At 60.7% G+C, this 17,294-nt stretch carries 14 protein-coding genes; 8 read left to right on the plus strand and 6 right to left on the minus strand.

From position 1 onward, the window contains the following. Positions 1 to 69 precede the first annotated feature (69 nt). Together QOM10_RS17885 and QOM10_RS17890 are read right to left on the minus strand one after the other, a co-directional pair. Positions 70 to 1,134, minus strand: a complete 1,065-nt coding sequence (locus QOM10_RS17885) for a hypothetical protein (RefSeq protein WP_316916665.1) — start codon at positions 1,132 to 1,134, stop codon at positions 70 to 72. A gap of 116 nt (positions 1,135 to 1,250) precedes the next feature. Beyond that, positions 1,251 to 1,454 carry a hypothetical protein gene (locus tag QOM10_RS17890; RefSeq protein ID WP_007918829.1) on the minus strand — a complete coding sequence of 68 codons (204 nt, stop codon included), beginning with the start codon at positions 1,452 to 1,454 and terminating at the stop codon, positions 1,251 to 1,253. A 243-nt stretch (positions 1,455 to 1,697) separates the two neighbouring features. On the opposite strand from QOM10_RS17890, the gene QOM10_RS17895 reads away from it, so the two are divergent. The 4 genes from QOM10_RS17895 (at position 1,698) to paoC (ending at position 7,646) form a co-directional block, all read left to right on the plus strand. Continuing rightward, positions 1,698 to 3,452: an L-lactate permease gene (locus QOM10_RS17895; protein ID WP_160040833.1), complete on the plus strand. Its 1,755-nt coding sequence runs from the start codon at positions 1,698 to 1,700 to the stop codon at positions 3,450 to 3,452. Positions 3,453 to 3,874: 422 nt separating this feature from the next. Next, complete coding sequence (gene paoA, locus QOM10_RS17900; RefSeq protein WP_160040835.1) at positions 3,875 to 4,498, plus strand: aldehyde dehydrogenase iron-sulfur subunit PaoA; 624 nt, start codon at positions 3,875 to 3,877, stop codon at positions 4,496 to 4,498. Next, positions 4,495 to 5,451, plus strand: a complete 957-nt coding sequence (locus QOM10_RS17905; RefSeq protein ID WP_150750837.1) for an FAD binding domain-containing protein — start codon at positions 4,495 to 4,497, stop codon at positions 5,449 to 5,451. The genes paoA and QOM10_RS17905 overlap by 4 nt, the downstream gene beginning before the upstream one ends. Continuing rightward, complete coding sequence (gene paoC / locus QOM10_RS17910) at positions 5,448 to 7,646, plus strand: aldehyde oxidoreductase molybdenum-binding subunit PaoC (protein WP_316916666.1); 2,199 nt, start codon at positions 5,448 to 5,450, stop codon at positions 7,644 to 7,646. Before QOM10_RS17905 ends, paoC begins: the two co-directional genes overlap by 4 nt. A 199-nt stretch (positions 7,647 to 7,845) precedes the next feature. Here the strand turns inward: paoC and QOM10_RS17915 are convergent, their stop codons facing one another. After that, entirely contained in the window at positions 7,846 to 8,322 is a 477-nt protein-coding gene (locus QOM10_RS17915) for a cupin domain-containing protein (RefSeq protein ID WP_150750835.1), read from the minus strand. A 97-nt stretch (positions 8,323 to 8,419) separates the two neighbouring features. On the opposite strand from QOM10_RS17915, the gene QOM10_RS17920 reads away from it, so the two are divergent. Beyond that, the gene (locus tag QOM10_RS17920; RefSeq protein WP_316916667.1) at positions 8,420 to 9,313 is read left to right on the plus strand and encodes a LysR family transcriptional regulator; all 894 of its coding nucleotides are present in this window, start codon (positions 8,420 to 8,422) and stop codon (positions 9,311 to 9,313) included. 19 nt (positions 9,314 to 9,332) lie between these two features. Here QOM10_RS17920 and QOM10_RS17925 read toward each other — a convergent pair whose 3' ends face one another. Next, positions 9,333 to 10,277, minus strand: a complete 945-nt coding sequence (locus QOM10_RS17925) for an aldo/keto reductase (protein WP_316916668.1) — start codon at positions 10,275 to 10,277, stop codon at positions 9,333 to 9,335. Between the two features lie 112 nt (positions 10,278 to 10,389). Here QOM10_RS17925 and QOM10_RS17930 point away from each other — a divergent pair, with 112 nt between their 5' ends. Next, positions 10,390 to 11,160, plus strand: coding sequence for an alpha/beta hydrolase (locus QOM10_RS17930; protein ID WP_137216464.1), 771 nt, complete (start codon positions 10,390 to 10,392; stop codon positions 11,158 to 11,160). Positions 11,161 to 11,248: 88 nt separating this feature from the next. After that, positions 11,249 to 12,115, plus strand: a complete 867-nt coding sequence (locus QOM10_RS17935) for a CAP domain-containing protein (RefSeq protein ID WP_127928727.1) — start codon at positions 11,249 to 11,251, stop codon at positions 12,113 to 12,115. A 187-nt stretch (positions 12,116 to 12,302) separates the two neighbouring features. On the opposite strand, the gene QOM10_RS17940 is transcribed toward QOM10_RS17935, so the two are convergent. Further along, a complete protein-coding gene (locus QOM10_RS17940) occupies positions 12,303 to 13,586 on the minus strand; it encodes a Zn-dependent hydrolase (protein ID WP_316916669.1) in 1,284 nt (427 codons plus the stop codon). Positions 13,587 to 13,720: 134 nt separating this feature from the next. Continuing rightward, a complete protein-coding gene (locus QOM10_RS17945; protein WP_316916670.1) occupies positions 13,721 to 15,205 on the minus strand; it encodes an NCS1 family nucleobase:cation symporter-1 in 1,485 nt (494 codons plus the stop codon). Between the two features lie 626 nt (positions 15,206 to 15,831). Between QOM10_RS17945 and hydA the strand changes: the two genes are divergently transcribed. Next, complete coding sequence (hydA, locus tag QOM10_RS17950; protein WP_316916671.1) at positions 15,832 to 17,271, plus strand: dihydropyrimidinase; 1,440 nt, start codon at positions 15,832 to 15,834, stop codon at positions 17,269 to 17,271. Positions 17,272 to 17,294: the final 23 nt, after the last annotated feature.

Raw genomic sequence — 17,294 nt, forward strand, 5'->3', positions numbered from 1 at the left:
GCAACACGCACAAAAAAGCCCACTGGCCGTATCGGCGCAGTGGGCTTTTTCACATCAGGATTGCGCCGTTCAGCGCTTCCAGCACTGAGCGTAACGCGAGCAGACATTGTACTGCGCATCCATTTTGGCCATACGGTCGAGATGGCGTATGACGGTTTCGCCCATGACCTCCTTGGACGACTGGAAGTAGTACGTGATCATGCTGGTTTCCATGTCGGCCTGCACCGCATTGCCACGCTTGCCGGAAGTACCATCGACGGCGGACCATTCTTTCAAGCGCTTGTCGTCGATGCTGCGCAGACGTTTGCGATACTCGTTGCTAGACCGGGTGATCGCCTCGCTGGAAATCGCGGAACCCTCAATGTTGAACGCGTCTAGATTCTGACGGTACAGCGTCCAGTAATCGTCTGGCAGTTCAAAGCCCATTTTCGCCTTGCGCTCGCTGACCAGCGAATCGAGTTTTTCCGGCGTAAACGTCGTCGCGGCGCGCGTCTTCGCGTCGGACTTCAACACCACGAAGAGGCTGCCATTGACGATGCGGTCGATCATGACCGTCCGCTCCGGCGTATCCGGCAGCAGCACTGGCGGCTTGGGAAAGATCGGGTTGCGCCCGGCACAGGCCGCCAGCCCCTCGCGTTTCATCGGGAGCGGCGTGCGTACGTCCTTGCCATCGATGCGCTGCACGCGCTGCATCAGCGTCGAACACTGGCGGCCCTTGAGGTCGAAGGTCAGCTCATATTCTGTATCGCGCTGAGGTTTGAAGCTGAAACCCGACCCGCACACGGCATAACCGGTCTGGGTGTTGACCTTCAGGTACATTTCCTTGTCGGGCGGCAGCTTGATTTCCAGGTAGCTCTTGGCCTTTTCCGGGGGCGCCACGCTCATGCCGACCCGGCGCGCGCTGTCGACGATGAACAGGTTGTTGAGCAAGCCGGTGGTCTGGCCATCGCAATGCTCTGCATCGTAATAATCCACCGACGCGTTATCGGTGCTGGCGACAAAGCGCAGCTTGGCGGCATCAGGTGCGACCGAATCCTGATAGGTTCCCAACTGGGTGCACCCCGACAGCAGCAGGCCCGACAGAACTGCACTGATAACAACGGGTATACGGCGCGACAGCAAAGCCACAGACATGATCATCCTTGGGGGAGAAGGGGCAAAAAAAACGGCGATGCTACTTAATTGCCATCATTGCGTCCACTCCCCCGCGTCTGCGCGACTGTTCTGCTAATGGGGCGCGCAGAACTCAGTCAATCATCATCCCGATCACGGTAGTAACGACGCCCGTCGCGACGATCATCGCGGTCGTCCCAGCGCCGGTCATGGTCGTAATTGCGGCCATGATCGCGGTCGTAATGCCGGCCATGGCGGTGGTCATCATCAAAATCCGCGACACAGCCGCCGAGCAATACGGCGGCGGTCACGGTCAGCAGCATCGTTGTTGCGCGCTTCATTCAACACTTCCCTAAAACCAAGGTCTTGACGACGGAATCGGCCACGCTGCCCGCGCCTTCAGAACGCGGTGCGCGCAGCCGCAAATACGACCGGGTAAAACGCCGTTGATTCAGTGGCCACTAGCGACCGTTTGTCGCCCCGACCGCCGCAGCCAAACGGCGGCGTATTGCCACCTATACTGCTTGCAACCAAGCACCACGCAATGGATCTGCGCCCTCAATAACAACAAGCAGAGGTGGACCATGGTCTGGCAGCAAATCTACGATCCGTTCGGTAACCCGGTGATCTCCACGCTCATGGCCGCCGTACCGGTGGTGGTGATGCTCGCGGCGCTGGCGTTCTTTCATGTCAAAGCGCATCTGGCGGCGCTGCTGGCGCTGGCGTCCGCCCTGCTGATTTCGATTTTTGCCTTCGGCATGCCAGCGAGCATGGCGGGCTCTGCGGCGTTGTTTGGCGCGGCCAATGGCTTATTGCCGATCGGTTGGATCGTCCTCAACATCATCTTTCTGCATCGCCTGACCACCGAGAACGGTTCGTTCAAAGTGCTGCAGGATTCCCTTGCGCGCATCACTGATGATCGCCGTTTGCAGTTGCTGCTGATTGCGTTCTGCTTCGGTGCGTTTTTCGAAGGCGCGGCGGGGTTCGGTACGCCGGTGGCGGTGACCGGGGCGATTCTGATCGGTCTCGGTTTTTCGCCGCTGGCCGCGTCCGGTCTGGCGCTGATCGCCAATACCGCGCCAGTCGCATTCGGCGCACTCGGTACGCCGATCATCACGCTGGCCAAAGTTACCGGGCTGGATGAAATGGAACTGTCGATGATGGTTGGTCGGCAGTTGCCGTTTTTCTCGGTGCTAGTGCCGTTCTGGCTGATCTGGGCCTTCGCCGGGTGGCGCAAGATGCTGGAGATCTGGCCGGCGATTCTGGTGGCCGGCGTCAGCTTCGCGATCCCGCAATTTCTGGTGTCGAACTACCACGGCCCAATGTTGGTGGACGTGATCGCCGCGTTGATTTCCATGGCCTGTCTGACGCTGTTTTTGAAGGTGTGGAAACCGGCGACCATTCACACCTCGGCAGCGCTGTCTGGGCGCGTCGACAACTCCAAAGTCGAGGAGGAAAAAGTCACCGCCAGCGCCGCGTTCAGCGATCAGGCGCGCCCGGCGGTGATGCGTGCGTGGATGCCGTGGATCATCCTCACCGTGTTTGTGTTTGCCTGGGGCACGCAGGGCTTCAAGAATATGTTCGACACCCGTCCGGCGATTGATCCGGTCACTCAATCGGCCAAGCTTGATCCCGCCGGCAAACCGCTGCGCGAGGCCAACCCGATTTTCGCCCCGGCCGTGACGTTCACCAGCCTGCACCTGCAAATCGAAAAAGTGCCGCCCGTGGTTGCCGCGCCGAAAGCGGAAGAAGCGGTGTACAAATTCACCTGGCTCACCGCCACCGGGAGCGGGATTCTGCTGGCGGCGATTGTCGGCGGTTTGCTGATGGGCTATTCGATTCCGCAACTGATCAAGCAATACCTGCGCACGTTGTGGGTAGTGCGGTTTTCGCTGATCACCATTGCGGCGATGCTGGCGCTGGGGTTTCTCACGCGCTACTCGGGACTCGACGCGACCATGGGCCTGGCGTTCGCGGCGACGGGGATTTTCTATCCGATGTTTGGCACCTTGCTCGGTTGGCTCGGCGTGGCGCTGACCGGTTCGGATACGGCGTCAAACGTGTTGTTTGGCGGCTTGCAGCGGGTGACCTCGGAGCAGCTCGGGATCAGTCCGGTGCTGATGGCGGCAGCGAACAGTTCGGGTGGGGTGATGGGCAAAATGGTCGATGCGCAATCGATCGTGGTCGCCTCCACCGCCACCCGCTGGTATGGGCATGAGGGCGAGATTCTGCGCTATGTGTTCTTCCACTCGATTGTGCTGGCGATTCTGGTCGGCGGACTGGTGACGTTGCAGGCGTATGTGGCGCCGTTTACGCATATGGTGGTTGGCGGGCATTAGGGCGGCCGAACACATTCTCATGTGGGAGCGAGCCTGCTCGCGAAGGCGTCCGGTCTGCCAGTGAAGATGTTGGCTGTGCCGGCCTCTTCGCGAGCAGGCTCGCTCCCACAGGTTTCAAGTTGTGAATGAAATGGTGGTTACCACACAGATCCCTGTAGGCCTTCGCCTGCTCGCGATAGCGGTGTGTCAATCGCCACATTGCTCACTGGTCTATCGCTATCGCGAGCAGGCGAAGGCCTACAGTGGTTCTGTGTTGGCCAAGCGATTAATGAGCTGCTTGCATAACTCTATAGCGCAAATCCGCAAAAACCTTTTCCTCTCTCCAGTAGTCACTCCTTAACGAGACCGGCGATGACGCTGGCTGCCCGCTTGGGCCTTCTACGACCCTGCTGCCCTGATGAAGAGAGAAAAGGAATCGAACCATGACGATTTCCCGACGCAGATTTCTGATCCTCGGCGCCGTGACCGCCACCGCCTTCGCGATGCCGCCGTTTATCAGCCTCAAGGCCTACGCGGCCAATCTGGAGCAACCGGCCATGAGCAAAGTGACGATCAACGTCAACGGCAAGCCGCGTGCGCTTGACGTCGACACCCGCACCACCCTCCTTGATGCCTTGCGCGAACACCTGCACCTGACCGGCAGTAAAAAAGGTTGCGACCACGGCCAGTGCGGCGCCTGCACGGTGATCGCCGATGGTCGACGGATCAATTCCTGCCTGACCCTGGCGGTGATGCACGAAGGCAGTGAGATCACCACCATCGAAGGTCTCGGCATGCCCGACAAGCTGCACCCGATGCAGGCCGCGTTCATCAAGCACGACGGCTATCAGTGCGGCTATTGCACGCCGGGGCAGATCTGCTCGGCAGTGGCGGTGATCAAGGAAATCCGCGATGGCATTCCCAGCCATGTCAGTGAAAGCCTCACCGAGGCGCCACGGTTGATTGCCAGTGAGTTTCAGGAGCGCATGAGCGGCAATATCTGCCGCTGCGGCGCTTACTCGAACATCATCGAAGCCATCACTGAAGTCGCGCAGGTGCAATCATGAGACCGTTCAATTACAGCCGCGCCGACTCCCCCGCCGCGGCCGCCGCACAAGCTGCGCAGGTCGAAGGTGCGCGGTTTATCGCTGGCGGTACCAACCTGCTCGATCTGATGAAACTCGACATCGAAACGCCGTTGCACCTGATCGATGTCAATCACCTCGGCCTGGATCAGATCGAAGCCACGCCAGAAGGCGGACTGCGCATCGGCGCGCTGGTGCGCAATACCGATCTGGCGGCTGATCAGAGGATCAGAAAAGACTACGCCCTGCTCTCCCGCGCTTTGCTCGCTGGGGCTTCCGGGCAGTTGCGCAACATGGCCACAACCGCCGGCAACCTGCTGCAACGCACGCGCTGCCCGTACTTTTACGACACAAATCAAGCCTGCAACAAACGCCAACCCGGCAGCGGTTGTGCAGCGATTGGCGGGGTCAGTCGGCAGTTGGGGATTATCGGCGTCAGCGACGCGTGCATCGCCACGCACCCGAGTGACATGGCGATCGCCATGCGCGCCCTCGATGCGCAGATTGAAACGGTAAAACCCGATGGCACGACCCGCAGCATCGCCATGGCCGATTTCCATCAGTTGCCCGGCACCACGCCGAACATCGAAACCAGCCTGACACCCGGCGAATTCATCACCTCGGTGACGCTGCCCGCACCGCTTGGCGGCAGCCACGTTTATCACAAAGTGCGCGATCGCTCGTCCTACGCGTTCGCCTTGGTGTCGGTCGGTCTGATCCTGCAAAAGGACGGCAGCGGCCGCATCGCTGTCGGCGGTATCGCGCCGAAGCCGTGGCGGGTTGAAGCCGCCGAAGCGTTGCTGCCCCAAGGCGCCAAAGCCGTCAGCGCACGCCTGCTCGACGGCGCCACGCCAACCCACGACAACCAATTCAAACTGACCCTGGTCGAGCGCACGCTCGGTTCGGTGTTGGCGCAAGCGAGGGATGAAGCATGAAATTCGACACGCCCGCCACCACCAACCCGATCGACCAGTTGAAGGTCATCGGCCAACCCACCGACCGCATTGAGGGACAGCTGAAAACCAGCGGTCAGGCGCCATTCGCCTATGAACAACATGAAGCGGTGGCCAATCAGGCTTACGGCTTTATGGTCGGCTCAGCCATCGCCAAAGGCCGGATCAACAACATTGATCTTGAACAGGCGAAAGCCGCGCCCGGCGTGCTGGCCATCGTCACCGCCGCCAACGCCGGCAAACTGGGCAAAGGTAAATACAACGCCGCACATTTATTGGCCGGGCCGGAGATTCAGCACTACCACCAGGCTGTCGCACTGGTAGTCGCCGAGACGTTCGAGCAAGCCCGTGCGGCTGCGCAGATGGTCAAGGTCGATTACGTCGCCGCCAAGGGCGAATTCGATCTGGCCAGCGTGCGCGACCAAGGCGTCGAGCCGAAAGACGAATTGCCCGACGTCAGCCACGGTGATTTCGCCAAAGCGTTCGCCGCCGCGCCGGTGCAGTTCGATCAGACCTACACCACGCCGGATCAGTCCCACGCGATGATGGAGCCGCACGCCACACTGGCGGCGTGGAAAGGCGATCAACTGACCTTGTGGACATCCAATCAAATGATCGCCTGGAGCGTCGGTGACATCGCCACGACGCTCGGCTTACCCAAGGAAAAGGTGCGGCTGATTTCGCCCTACATTGGCGGTGGTTTCGGCGGCAAACTGTTCGTGCGCGCCGATGCGATCCTTGCCGCCCTCGGTGCGCGGATGGCTGGCAGGCCGGTGAAGGTCGCCCTCGCCCGCCCGCAGATCGCCAACAACACCACCCACCGCCCGGCGACGATTCAGCGCATTCGCATGGGCGCGACAGCGGACGGCAAACTCACGGCGATTGCCCACGAGGGCTGGTCGGGCAACTTGGCTGAAGGCAAGGTCGAGGTCGCGGCGCAACCGAGTCAGTTGCTGTACGCCGCCGAGAACCGGCAGGTCAGCATGCGTCTGGCGCCGCTGGATCTACCCGAAGGCAACGCCATGCGTGCACCCGGCGAAACCCCGGGGCTGATGGTGCTGGAAATTGCCATGGACGAGATGGCCGAACAGCTCAAACTCGATCCGATCCAGTTCCGCATTCTCAACGACACACAAGTCGACCCGGTGAAAACCGAGCGGCCGTTTTCGCAGCGGCGCCTGATCGAATGCCTGCAGACCGGTGCCGAGAAATTCGGCTGGGACAAGCGCAATGCGCAACCGGGAACACGTCGAGAAGGTCGCTGGCTGATCGGTATGGGTGTCGCGGCGGCAATCCGCAACAACCTGCTGGTCAAGTCCGGTGCGCGGGTGCGGCTGGAGCGCGATGGCAAAATCACTGTTGAAACCGACATGACCGATATCGGCACTGGCAGTTACACGATCATCGCGCAAACCGCCGCCGAGATGATGGGGGTTGGCTTGAAGGATGTGAGCGTGCATCTGGGCGATTCGAGCTTTCCGGTGTCGGCAGGTTCCGGCGGGCAATTCGGTGCCAACTGCTCGACCGCCGGGGTGTACGCCGCGTGCATGAAACTGCGTGAAGCGGTGGCTGGCAAGTTGGGCATGGCGGCGGAACAGGCGGAGTTTGTCGACGGTCAGGTACAGGTCGGCAGCAAGAGCGTGCCGTTGCGCAATGCGGCTGAAGGCGGCGCACTGGTCGGCGAGGACAGCATCGAGTTCGGTGATCTGGCCGAGAAATATCAGCAGTCGACCTTTGGTGCGCATTTCGTTGAGGTGGCGGTGGATGCCGCGACCGGTGAAGTGCGTGTGCGTCGCATGTTGGCGGTGTGCGCGGCCGGGCGGATTCTCAACCCGAAAGCGGCGCGCAGTCAGGTGATCGGTGCGATGACCATGGGCGTCGGTGCGGCGTTGATGGAAGAGTTGGCGGTGGACAAGAAACTCGGCTTTTTCGTCAATCATGATCTGGCCGGGTATGAAGTGCCGGTGCATGCCGACATCCCGCATCAGGAGGTGATTTTCCTTGATGAGACCGATCCGGTGTCTTCGCCAATGAAGGCCAAGGGTGTTGGTGAATTGGGGATTTGCGGGGTCAGTGCGGCGGTGGCGAATGCGATTTACAACGCTACGGGGGCTAGGGTGCGGGAGTATCCGATCACCCTCGATAAAATCCTCTCTTCACTGCCGGAGATGATCTAAACGCCTGAAAAGAGCCCCTCACCCTAGCCCTCTCCCAAAGGGAGAGGGGACCGATTGGGGGATATTCAGGAGCTGCGCCGACTTGAACGTCCTGCTGTGAATCCATAATCGACACAGCCATTTCAGGTCGATGGATAGCGCAAGACACCTCGGTCGGCCCCCTCTCCCTCCGGGAGAGGGCTGGGGTGAGGGAAGCGCTTCACTCGGAACGCGAATACTGCTCATCACTCACCTGCTCCATCCAATCCACTACTTTGCCATCCAGTACTTCAGCGATAGCGATATGGCTCATCGCCGTGGTGGGCGCTGCCCCGTGCCAATGCTTGGCTCCCGGCGCGATCCACACCGTATCGCCAGGGCGAATCTCACGCACCGGTTGCCCCCACTCCTGCACAAACCCGGAACCGGCCGTGACGATCAATGTCTGCCCTAACGGATGGGTATGCCACGCTGTACGCGCCCCTGGCTCAAACGTCACCGTCGCGCCACTGACTCGCGCGTCTTCAGTGCCTTTGAACGGCCCATCGACACGGACAGTGCCAACGAACCAGTCCGCCGGGCCTTTGGCCGAAGGTTGCGAACCATTGGGCGTGACCGTCACACGCGGGGATTCATTGGCCTGCACCTCACCTGCCAGCAGGGAAAGGGTCAACGCAGAAGCGGCAATCGGGTTCATGGCAATTCCTCCAGATAATCAATGCCACTACTTTACCCAGCCAAACTCTTCCGATAATCGACTAGAATTCAAAAAAACTTATGCAGGACACTCATCAATGCTTCGGGAAAACGCCACCGATCTGCTCGCCTTCCTCGCCGTGGCCCGCGAACGCAGTTTCACCAAAGCTGCCGCCAAACTCGGCGTTTCTCAATCGGCACTGAGCCATACCATCCGCGCACTCGAAGCGCGTTTGGGCCTGCGCCTGCTGACCCGTACCACCCGCAGCGTCTCGCCCACCGAAGCCGGCGAACACCTGCTGCAAACCATCGGCCCACGCTTCGAAGAAATCGAAGTGGAACTCGCCGCCCTGAGCAACCTGCGCGACACCCCGGCCGGCAAGATCCGCCTCAACGCCACCGACCATTCGCTGGACTGGCTGCTGCGCCCGGTGCTCAAAACCTTTCTGCCCCAGTACCCGGACATCAGCGTTGAGGTGAGCTGCGACTATGGTTTCGTCGACATAGCCGGCCAGGGTTTCGACGCTGGCGTGCGTCTGGGCGAAGACGTCGCGCAAGGCATGATCGCCACCCGCATCGGCCCGGACATGCGCATGGCTGTAGTCGGCTCACCTGCCTATTTCGCCAAACGAATCCCGCCGCAAACGCCACGCGACCTGACCGAGCACGCCTGCAACAACCTGCGCCTGCCCACCAATGGCGGGTTGTACAGCTGGGAGTTCGAGAAGGATGGCGAAAGCCTGAAAGTGCGGGTCGCCGGACAGATCACCTTGAACGGCGTCTACCCGTTGCTGGATGCCGCATTGGACGGTTTCGGGCTCAGCTACATCCCGGAAAACATCGTCGCGCCGTATCTGGCGGATGGCCGTCTGCTGCAAGTGCTGGAAGACTGGTGCCCGACGTTTGCCGGTTATCACCTGTATTACCCGAGCCGGCGCCAGGCGGCACCGGCGTTTGCGTTGTTGCTGGAAGCGTTGCGCTATCGCGGTTGAGCACCGTCTACGAGATCGATCAACCCAGCAACGCAATCAACTGATGCCGTTGCGCATCGGTGAGCATCGGCCCGAACCCGGCCTTGGCGTTGTCGGCCATGTAACGCGGATTGCCCGTGCCGGGTATCACGCAAGTCACCGCCGAATGTGAGAGCAGAAACTTCAGCGCCAGTTGCGGCCAGCTGTTGACCTGCACATCCGACACCCAGCCGGGCAACGGTTTGCCTTTGAGCCGCGCCAGCAGTCCCCCGCCGCCGAACGGCCGATTACAGATCACTGCCACGCCACGCTCGCGGCACAGCGGCAGAATGCGTTTTTCCACGCCGCGGTCATCGAGGGCGTAATTGATTTGCAGAAAATCCAGTGGTTCGGCCTTCAGCACTGCTTCGACTTCCTCGTAGGCCGAGGGCGTGTAATGGGTGATGCCGATGTAGCGGATGCGCCCCTGCGCTTTCCATTCACGCAGGGTCGGCAGGTGGGTCTGCCAGTCGAGCAGGTTGTGGATCTGCATCAGGTCGATATGTTCGGTGCGCAGCAGGCTGAACGACTGCTCCATCTGCGCGATGCCCTCCTCGCGCCCGCGCGTCCACACTTTGGTCGCCAGAAATGCTGGCGAACGCGGCTCATGGATTGATAGCAGTTCACCGGCAGTCTGTTCGGCGCGGCCATACATCGGTGAACTGTCGATCAGCGTGCCGCCCTTGGTGAACAGCTCATCGAGCACTGCCGGTAGTTGCCGATAGGCCGGATCACCGGGGGCGACATCGAAACCGCGATAGGTGCCCAAGCCCACAATGGGTAGCAATTCGGAGCTGGACGGGATGGCGCGGGTCTGCATGGCGTGGCCTCCGGTGGTCGCGGGCGTCGTCGCGGTGGCCAACGCCCGATCAAAGGTGAAGACCGCCGAAACCCCGGCAGCCAGCGTGAGCAATCGGCGACGGGAGTAACCCTCAGTGTGGCTCATGCTGGTTCCCCTGCTGCGTGGATCTGTTGCCTGTTGTGTGTGCGAGCGGCCCGGTTGCAGGGCTGGACTACACTGCGACAGCGATCCTTCACACACCGTTAAAAGTAGCCGAATGTCCCGAACCCTGATGTCACTCGTCGCATTGATCGTTGCCGTGTACCTGGTGCTGTGCGCGGCGCTGTTCTTTTTTCAGCGCTCACTGATCTATTTTCCGCAGCCCAATGCCGTCAACACCGCTGATTCCCGGATAACCCTGTCGATGCCGGATGCGCAGGTTTCGGTGGTCACCCGCGAGCGTGTCGGGCCGCGGGCGCTGATCTATTTCGGTGGTAATGCCGAGGACGTGTCGCACAATCTGCCGGAGTTTGCCGAGGCGTTTCCCGAATACGCGGTGTATCTGCTCAACTATCGCGGCTTTGGTGGCAGCAGTGGTTCCCCGTCCGAAGCGGCGATTGCCGAGGATGCCTTGGCGCTGTTCGATCAGGTGTACGCCAGCCACCCGCAGATTTCGCTAATTGGCCGCAGCCTGGGATCGGGCGTCGCCGTGCGTCTGGCCAGTCAGCGACCGGTGCAACAGCTGATTCTGGTGACGCCTTACAACAGCCTCGAAGAAATCGCGGCGCAGCAATATCCGTGGGTGCCGGTGAAATGGTTGCTCAAGGATCGCTTCGAATCCGGCAAATACGCCGCGCATATCCGCGTGCCGACGTTGCTGCTGGCGGCCAGTGACGACGAGGTGATTCCGCGCGCCAGCACTCAGCGTTTGCTGGAGAACTTCCCGCAAGGCGTGGCGGTGCTCAGGGTGGTGCCGGATTCGGGGCATAACTCGATCTCGGATCGTGCGCAGTATTTGCAGTGGATGGGGGATGTGTTGAATCGGTGAACCAAGTCCCGATTCCCCAGTCCTACTCGCGCCGCTTTCTGCGGTTCACTCAACTTTTGCGCTGTCCTCCTTCAGAGCTGCCCGTCTCATGCGCCACGCCGTTCGTTCGTCTCGCTTGGTTTCGCTGTGCCTGCTGATCCTTTCGCCGCTGTTCGCTGAAACCGCCCTTGCCGGTGCGGAGCGGCAACTGGTGGCTGCCATCAACGACTATCGTGCCCATCCGCAACGCTGTGATCGACGCCCGGCGCAACGGCTGGCACCGTTGGCGCTGAAGTCGAACCTGGCCTTGCCGATCGGTTATCGCTACGCCGGGGGCATGCGTGAAGCGTTGAAGTCGTCCGGTTATTCCGCCGTGGCGGTGCGCAGTATTCGCGTGATCGGCGCCGAGGACGCCGAAGAGGCTTTCGACCTGCTGCAGGACGAGCACTGCGCCGCGCTGCTGGATGCGAGCTACGCCGACATCGGCGTCAGTCGTTCGCGCAATGAATGGCAAGTGGTGTTGGCGCAACCGGTGCTCGACAGCCGCGTTGGCGATAACCGCAGCGTCGGCAAGGCCTTGCTCGCTGAGGTCAATGCCGCGCGCGCCCGGCCACGGATGTGCGGACGCCAGCGCTTCGCCGCCGCCCGGCCGTTGAGCTGGAACGCCGCGCTGGGCGCCGCCGCACAGGGGCACAGCAAAGCCATGGCTTACGGCAACTACTTCGCCCACCGCGATCCGGACGGCGACATGCCCGCCGATCGCGCCCGCGCGGCCGGCTATCGCGGTCGGCAAATTGGCGAAAACATCGCCGCCGGACAGAGTTCACCGGGCAAGGCCATGGCCGGATGGCTGGCCAGCCCCGGGCATTGCGCCAATCTGATGAATCCGATGTTTACCCAGGTTGGTGCCGGGTTTGCCAGTGAGGCACGCAGTGATGAAGGGGTTTACTGGACGATGGTGTTTGGTGCGCAGTGATTGATCGCACAAGCCCCGGTTTCAGGTCTTCCTTGCGCAATATTGACGGCGATACAACGGCTATCGCGGCCCATCACATTTTCATGACGCTGTGGTGACGGCAAAAAAGATCGCAGCCTCCGGCAGCTCCTGCACAGGACTTAGGGTTTCCCCGTAGGAGTTGCCGAAGACTGCGATCTTTTGATCTTCAAGCCGCCCGCTGCCCTCCCGCGACCATCGCCGAAGCCGCCAGCATCGCCCGCAACAACACCGCGCACCCCGCCGCCAGATCATCCGGCGCGGCGTTCTCGATTTCGTTGTGGCTGATGCCGCCTTCGCACGGCACGAAAATCATCCCGGCCGGGCCGAGTTCGGCGAGGAAAATCGCGTCATGGCCGGCGCCGCTGACGATGTCCATATTCGACAAGCCAAGCCCTTTCGCCGCGCCGCGCACGGCTTCCACGCAGCCTTTTTCGAAGTACAGCGGCGGGAAGTCAGCGGTCGGGGTCAGTTCATAAGTCAGGCCGTGTTCTTCGCAGGTGGCGTCGATGACTTGCTTTACTTCAGCGATCATCGAGTCCAGGCGCGCCGGTTCCAGATGACGGAAATCGAGGGTCATGCGCACTTCACCGGGGATGACGTTGCGCGACCCGGGATAGGCTTGCAGGCAGCCGACGGTGCCGCAAGCATGCGGTTGGTGGCCAAGGGCGGCGCGGTTGACCGCACCGACGATCACCGAGGCGCCGACCAGTGCATCTTTGCGCAGGTGCATCGGTGTCGGGCCGGCATGCGCCTCGACGCCGCGCAGCTTGAGGTCGAACCACTTCTGCCCCAATGCACCGAGAACCACGCCGATGGTTTTCTGCTCATCTTCGAGGATCGGACCTTGTTCGATGTGCGCCTCGAAATACGCGCCGACCTTATGCCCGCTGACCTTGCGTGAACCGGCGTAGCCGATCGCATTGAGCGCTTCACCCACAGTCACGCCGTCAGCATCGACTTTGGCGAGGGTTTCTTCGAGGGTGAATTTCTCCGCAAACACGCCGGAGCCCATCATGCACGGGGCGAAGCGCGAGCCTTCCTCGTTGGTCCAGACCACCACTTCCAGCGACGCTTCGGTTTCCACGCCGAGGTCGTTGAGGGTGCGCAGGACTTCGACACCGGCGAGCACGCCGAAGCAGCCGTCGAACTTGCCACCGGTGGGTTGGGTGTCGATGTGGCTGCCGGTCATCACTGGTGGCAGGTTCGGATTGCGCCCGGGGCGACGGGCGAAGATGTTGCCGACGGCATCGACCGTGACGCTGCATCCGGCGTCCTTGCACCATTGCACGAACAGGTCGCGGGCCTGGCGGTCGAGATCGGTCAGGGCCAGGCGACAGACACCGCCCTTGACCGTGGCGCCGAGTTTGGCCAGTTCCATGAGCGATGCCCACAGGCGGTCGCGGTTGATGTGCTGATGGCTCGATTGCAGAACGTCTACGGCTGCGTTCATGGGGATCTCCTCAGGCTGCTTTTCTTATGAATATTTCTCTGGTGTCGGGTAGATCGCCTTCGCGAGCAGGCTCGCTCCCACAGGGGAAACGCATTCAAATGTGGGAGCGAGCCTGCTCGCGAAGAGGCCATCCGCTACACCGCCGACTTAACTGCAGAAGGTTGCGCACGCATCACGCACAACCCGTAATAAATAATCCCGCCCAGCGCCGAGCCGGTGAACCAGCCATAGCTGTAGAACCAGCTGAACGCATCGCTGCCCAGCGACAGCAAGGTCAGCACCACCGGCACCCCGAACGCGAGAAACCCGGCCCAGTTCCACGCCGGATAGACGTCATCGCGGTACAACCCGGCCAGGTCCAGTTGCTGTTTCTTGATCAGGAAATAGTCCACCACCATGATCCCGGCAATCGGCCCGAGCAGGCTCGAATAACCCAGCAGCCAGTTGGAATACACAGTTTCCAGGCTGACATCGGAGACGATCAGACCGAGTTTTTTTAGCAGTTCATGGCCCATCAACAACAGCCCGACAAACCCGGTCAGCAACACCGCTTTGGTGCGGTTGATGACTTTGGGCGCGATGTTCTGGAAGTCATTGGTCGGCGAAACAATGTTGGCGGCGGTGTTGGTCGACAGCGTGGCGATGATGATCAACGCCATCGCCACCGCGACCCACACCGGGCTCTGGATATGCCCGATCAGAGTGACCGGATCGGAGACGGTCACACCGACCAGTTTCACCGACGCGGCAGTCATGATCACGCCGAGGGACGCGAACAGAAACATGGTCAGCGGCAGGCCGAAAATCTGCCCGAGAATCTGATCTTTCTGGCTCTTGGCGTAACGGCTGAAGTCGGGAATGTTCAGCGACAACGTCGCCCAGAAACCGACCATCGCGGTCAACCCGGCGGCAAAGTAACTCACCACACTGGCGCCCTCCGGACGCTTCGGCGGGATCGCCAGCAGTTCAGTCATCGACACATTGGGCATCGCCCACACCAGCAGACCGATACCGACCGCCACCAGCAACGGCGCCGACAAGGTTTCCAGCCACTTGATCGACTCGGCGCCACGAATCACCACCCACAGGTTCAGCGCCCAGAAGATCATGAAGCCAATCACCTCCCCCGTGCCGCCGAGGGATTTCCAGCCCTCGAAAATCGAGCCGAGAAACAGGTGAATGGCCAACCCGCCAAACATCGTTTGAATACCGAACCAGCCACACGCCACCAGTGCGCGGATCAGGCACGGCACGTTGGAGCCAAGAATGCCGAACGACGAGCGCAGCAGCACCGGAAATGGAATGCCGTACTTGGTGCCGGGAAACGCATTGAGCGTCAGCGGGACCAACACGATGATGTTGGCGAACAGAATTGCCAGCAGCGCTTCACCAACAGTCAGACCGAAGTACGCGGTGAGCACGCCACCGAGGGTGTAGGTCGGCACGCAGATCGACATGCCGACCCACAGCGCGGTGATGTGCCATTTGTTCCAGGTTCGTTCGCGCACCTTGGTCGGTGCCATGTCGTGGTTGTAACGGGGACTGTCGAGGACGTCACTGCCGGCTTCGAGTTCGAACAAGCCGTCGCGCTCGGTCACTTGCGATCTGTTCTGTTGCATGGCCGCTCCACTGTTCTTCTGATTATTTTTTTGCTCATCAGGCGGCTGACACACGAGGGTGCGAGCCGGACGATGGCCGGAGGAACTGACAACTTTCGTGCACCGGCCATGGTGTCAGCGGCGGCATCAATAAACGTGCCGGGTAACCCGCTAGCGCATCGGGCGGTGTTTCAAACGTTGTGCAACTTTCTGATATTCATCAGTTTTAATTATTCACCGGATGAGTTCGCGGAAACTTGTCTGGGTGCTCAGGCTAAACACCTGGCAAGTTGTCCGAACAGACAGGACTCAATCTGGTGCACTGCATTTATTTTCATCGTGAGCGAGCAACCGCAGCTCAACTTCAAGCGGCTGATTTCACATAGGAAATCTTGCTCATATTTCCATCCTGTCAAGTGCGTCAAAATGGTGAACAGCCTCACCATTTTGGTGATTTACAGTTTTTATCGTTATTTTTCATATACTTAAAACAGTCATAAGCTTATAAAAAATAATCTTGATCTATTGCAAATCTGCGACTAGCTTCTATTCCTGACAGCACTGACAGGAATACGACCTGTAACGCTGTCCATCAATAAAACATCTAGAACCGGCACAAGTCGGTCAATGCCTGCGAGGAACTCGGAATGTCTCTGTTGATCCGTGGCGCCACCGTTGTTACCCATGATGAAAGTTATCGCGCCGACGTCTATTGCGCCGACGGCGTGATCAAAGCCATCGGTGAAAACCTTGATGTTCCCGCCGGCGCCGAAGTCCTCGACGGCAGCGGCCAATACCTGATGCCCGGCGGCATCGATCCGCACACCCACATGCAACTGCCGTTCATGGGCACCGTGGCCAGTGAGGATTTCTACAGTGGCACGGCGGCCGGTCTGGCCGGTGGCACCACATCGATCATCGACTTTGTGATTCCCAATCCGCAGCAGTCGCTGATGGAAGCGTTTCATCAGTGGCGCGGCTGGGCGGAAAAGTCCGCCTCCGACTATGGCTTCCACGTCGCCATCACCTGGTGGAGCGAGCAGGTGCGTGAGGAAATGGCCGAGCTGGTCAGCCACCACGGCATCAACAGCTTCAAGCATTTCATGGCCTACAAGAACGCGATCATGGCCGCCGACGACACGTTGGTGGCGAGTTTCGAGCGTTGTCTGGAACTCGGCGCGGTGCCGACCGTGCACGCGGAAAACGGTGAATTGGTTTATCACCTGCAACGCAAGTTGATGGCCCAAGGCATCACTGGCCCGGAGGCGCATCCGCTGTCGCGGCCGTCGCAGGTTGAAGGTGAAGCGGCGAGCCGGGCGATTCGTATCGCTGAAACCATCGGCACACCGTTGTATCTGGTGCACGTTTCGACCAAGGAAGCACTCGACGAAATCACCTATGCGCGCAGCAAAGGCCAACCGGTGTATGGCGAAGTCCTCGCCGGGCATTTGCTGCTCGACGACAGCGTTTATCAGCACCCCGACTGGCAGACCGCTGCCGGTTACGTGATGAGCCCGCCGTTCCGCCCGCGCGGTCATCAGGAGGCGCTGTGGCACGGACTGCAAAACGGCAATCTGCACACCACCGCCACCGACCACTGCTGTTTCTGCGCCGAGCAAAAAGCCGCCGGGCGCGATGACTTCAGCAAGATTCCCAACGGTACGGCGGGTATCGAAGATCGCATGGCGGTGCTGTGGCACGAAGGCGTTAACAGTGGACGTTTGTCGATGCAGGATTTCGTCGCCCTCACCTCCACCAACACCGCGAAGATTTTCAATCTCTATCCGCGCAAAGGCGCGATTCGCGTCGGCGCCGATGCCGATCTGGTGCTGTGGGATCCGCAAGGCACCCGCACCATTTCCGCCAAGACCCACCATCAGCAGGTGGACTTCAACATCTTCGAAGGCAAGACCGTGCGCGGCGTGCCGAGCCATACCGTCAGCCAGGGCCGGGTGGTCTGGGCCGATGGCGACCTGCGCGCCGAGCGCGGTGCCGGGCGGTATATCGAACGGCCGGCGTACCCGGCGGTGTTTGATTTGCTGAGCAAGCGGGCTGAGATGCACCGGCCCACTGCTGTGAAACGCTGATCCCCAGAAGATGATCGTTCCCA

This window comes from Pseudomonas sp. P108 (assembly GCF_032613195.1).
GTDB lineage: Bacteria > Pseudomonadota > Gammaproteobacteria > Pseudomonadales > Pseudomonadaceae > Aquipseudomonas.

Coding starts and splice junctions, on each gene's coding strand:
- QOM10_RS17885 (WP_316916665.1), bottom strand. CDS start 1,134: ATGTCTGTGGCTTTGCTGTCGCGCCGTATACCCGTTGTTATCAGTGCA.
- QOM10_RS17890 (WP_007918829.1), bottom strand. CDS start 1,454: ATGAAGCGCGCAACAACGATGCTGCTGACCGTGACCGCCGCCGTATTG.
- QOM10_RS17895 (WP_160040833.1), top strand. CDS start 1,698: ATGGTCTGGCAGCAAATCTACGATCCGTTCGGTAACCCGGTGATCTCC.
- paoA (WP_160040835.1), top strand. CDS start 3,875: ATGACGATTTCCCGACGCAGATTTCTGATCCTCGGCGCCGTGACCGCC.
- QOM10_RS17905 (WP_150750837.1), top strand. CDS start 4,495: ATGAGACCGTTCAATTACAGCCGCGCCGACTCCCCCGCCGCGGCCGCC.
- paoC (WP_316916666.1), top strand. CDS start 5,448: ATGAAATTCGACACGCCCGCCACCACCAACCCGATCGACCAGTTGAAG.
- QOM10_RS17915 (WP_150750835.1), bottom strand. CDS start 8,322: ATGAACCCGATTGCCGCTTCTGCGTTGACCCTTTCCCTGCTGGCAGGT.
- QOM10_RS17920 (WP_316916667.1), top strand. CDS start 8,420: ATGCTTCGGGAAAACGCCACCGATCTGCTCGCCTTCCTCGCCGTGGCC.
- QOM10_RS17925 (WP_316916668.1), bottom strand. CDS start 10,277: ATGAGCCACACTGAGGGTTACTCCCGTCGCCGATTGCTCACGCTGGCT.
- QOM10_RS17930 (WP_137216464.1), top strand. CDS start 10,390: ATGTCCCGAACCCTGATGTCACTCGTCGCATTGATCGTTGCCGTGTAC.
- QOM10_RS17935 (WP_127928727.1), top strand. CDS start 11,249: ATGCGCCACGCCGTTCGTTCGTCTCGCTTGGTTTCGCTGTGCCTGCTG.
- QOM10_RS17940 (WP_316916669.1), bottom strand. CDS start 13,586: ATGAACGCAGCCGTAGACGTTCTGCAATCGAGCCATCAGCACATCAAC.
- QOM10_RS17945 (WP_316916670.1), bottom strand. CDS start 15,205: ATGCAACAGAACAGATCGCAAGTGACCGAGCGCGACGGCTTGTTCGAA.
- hydA (WP_316916671.1), top strand. CDS start 15,832: ATGTCTCTGTTGATCCGTGGCGCCACCGTTGTTACCCATGATGAAAGT.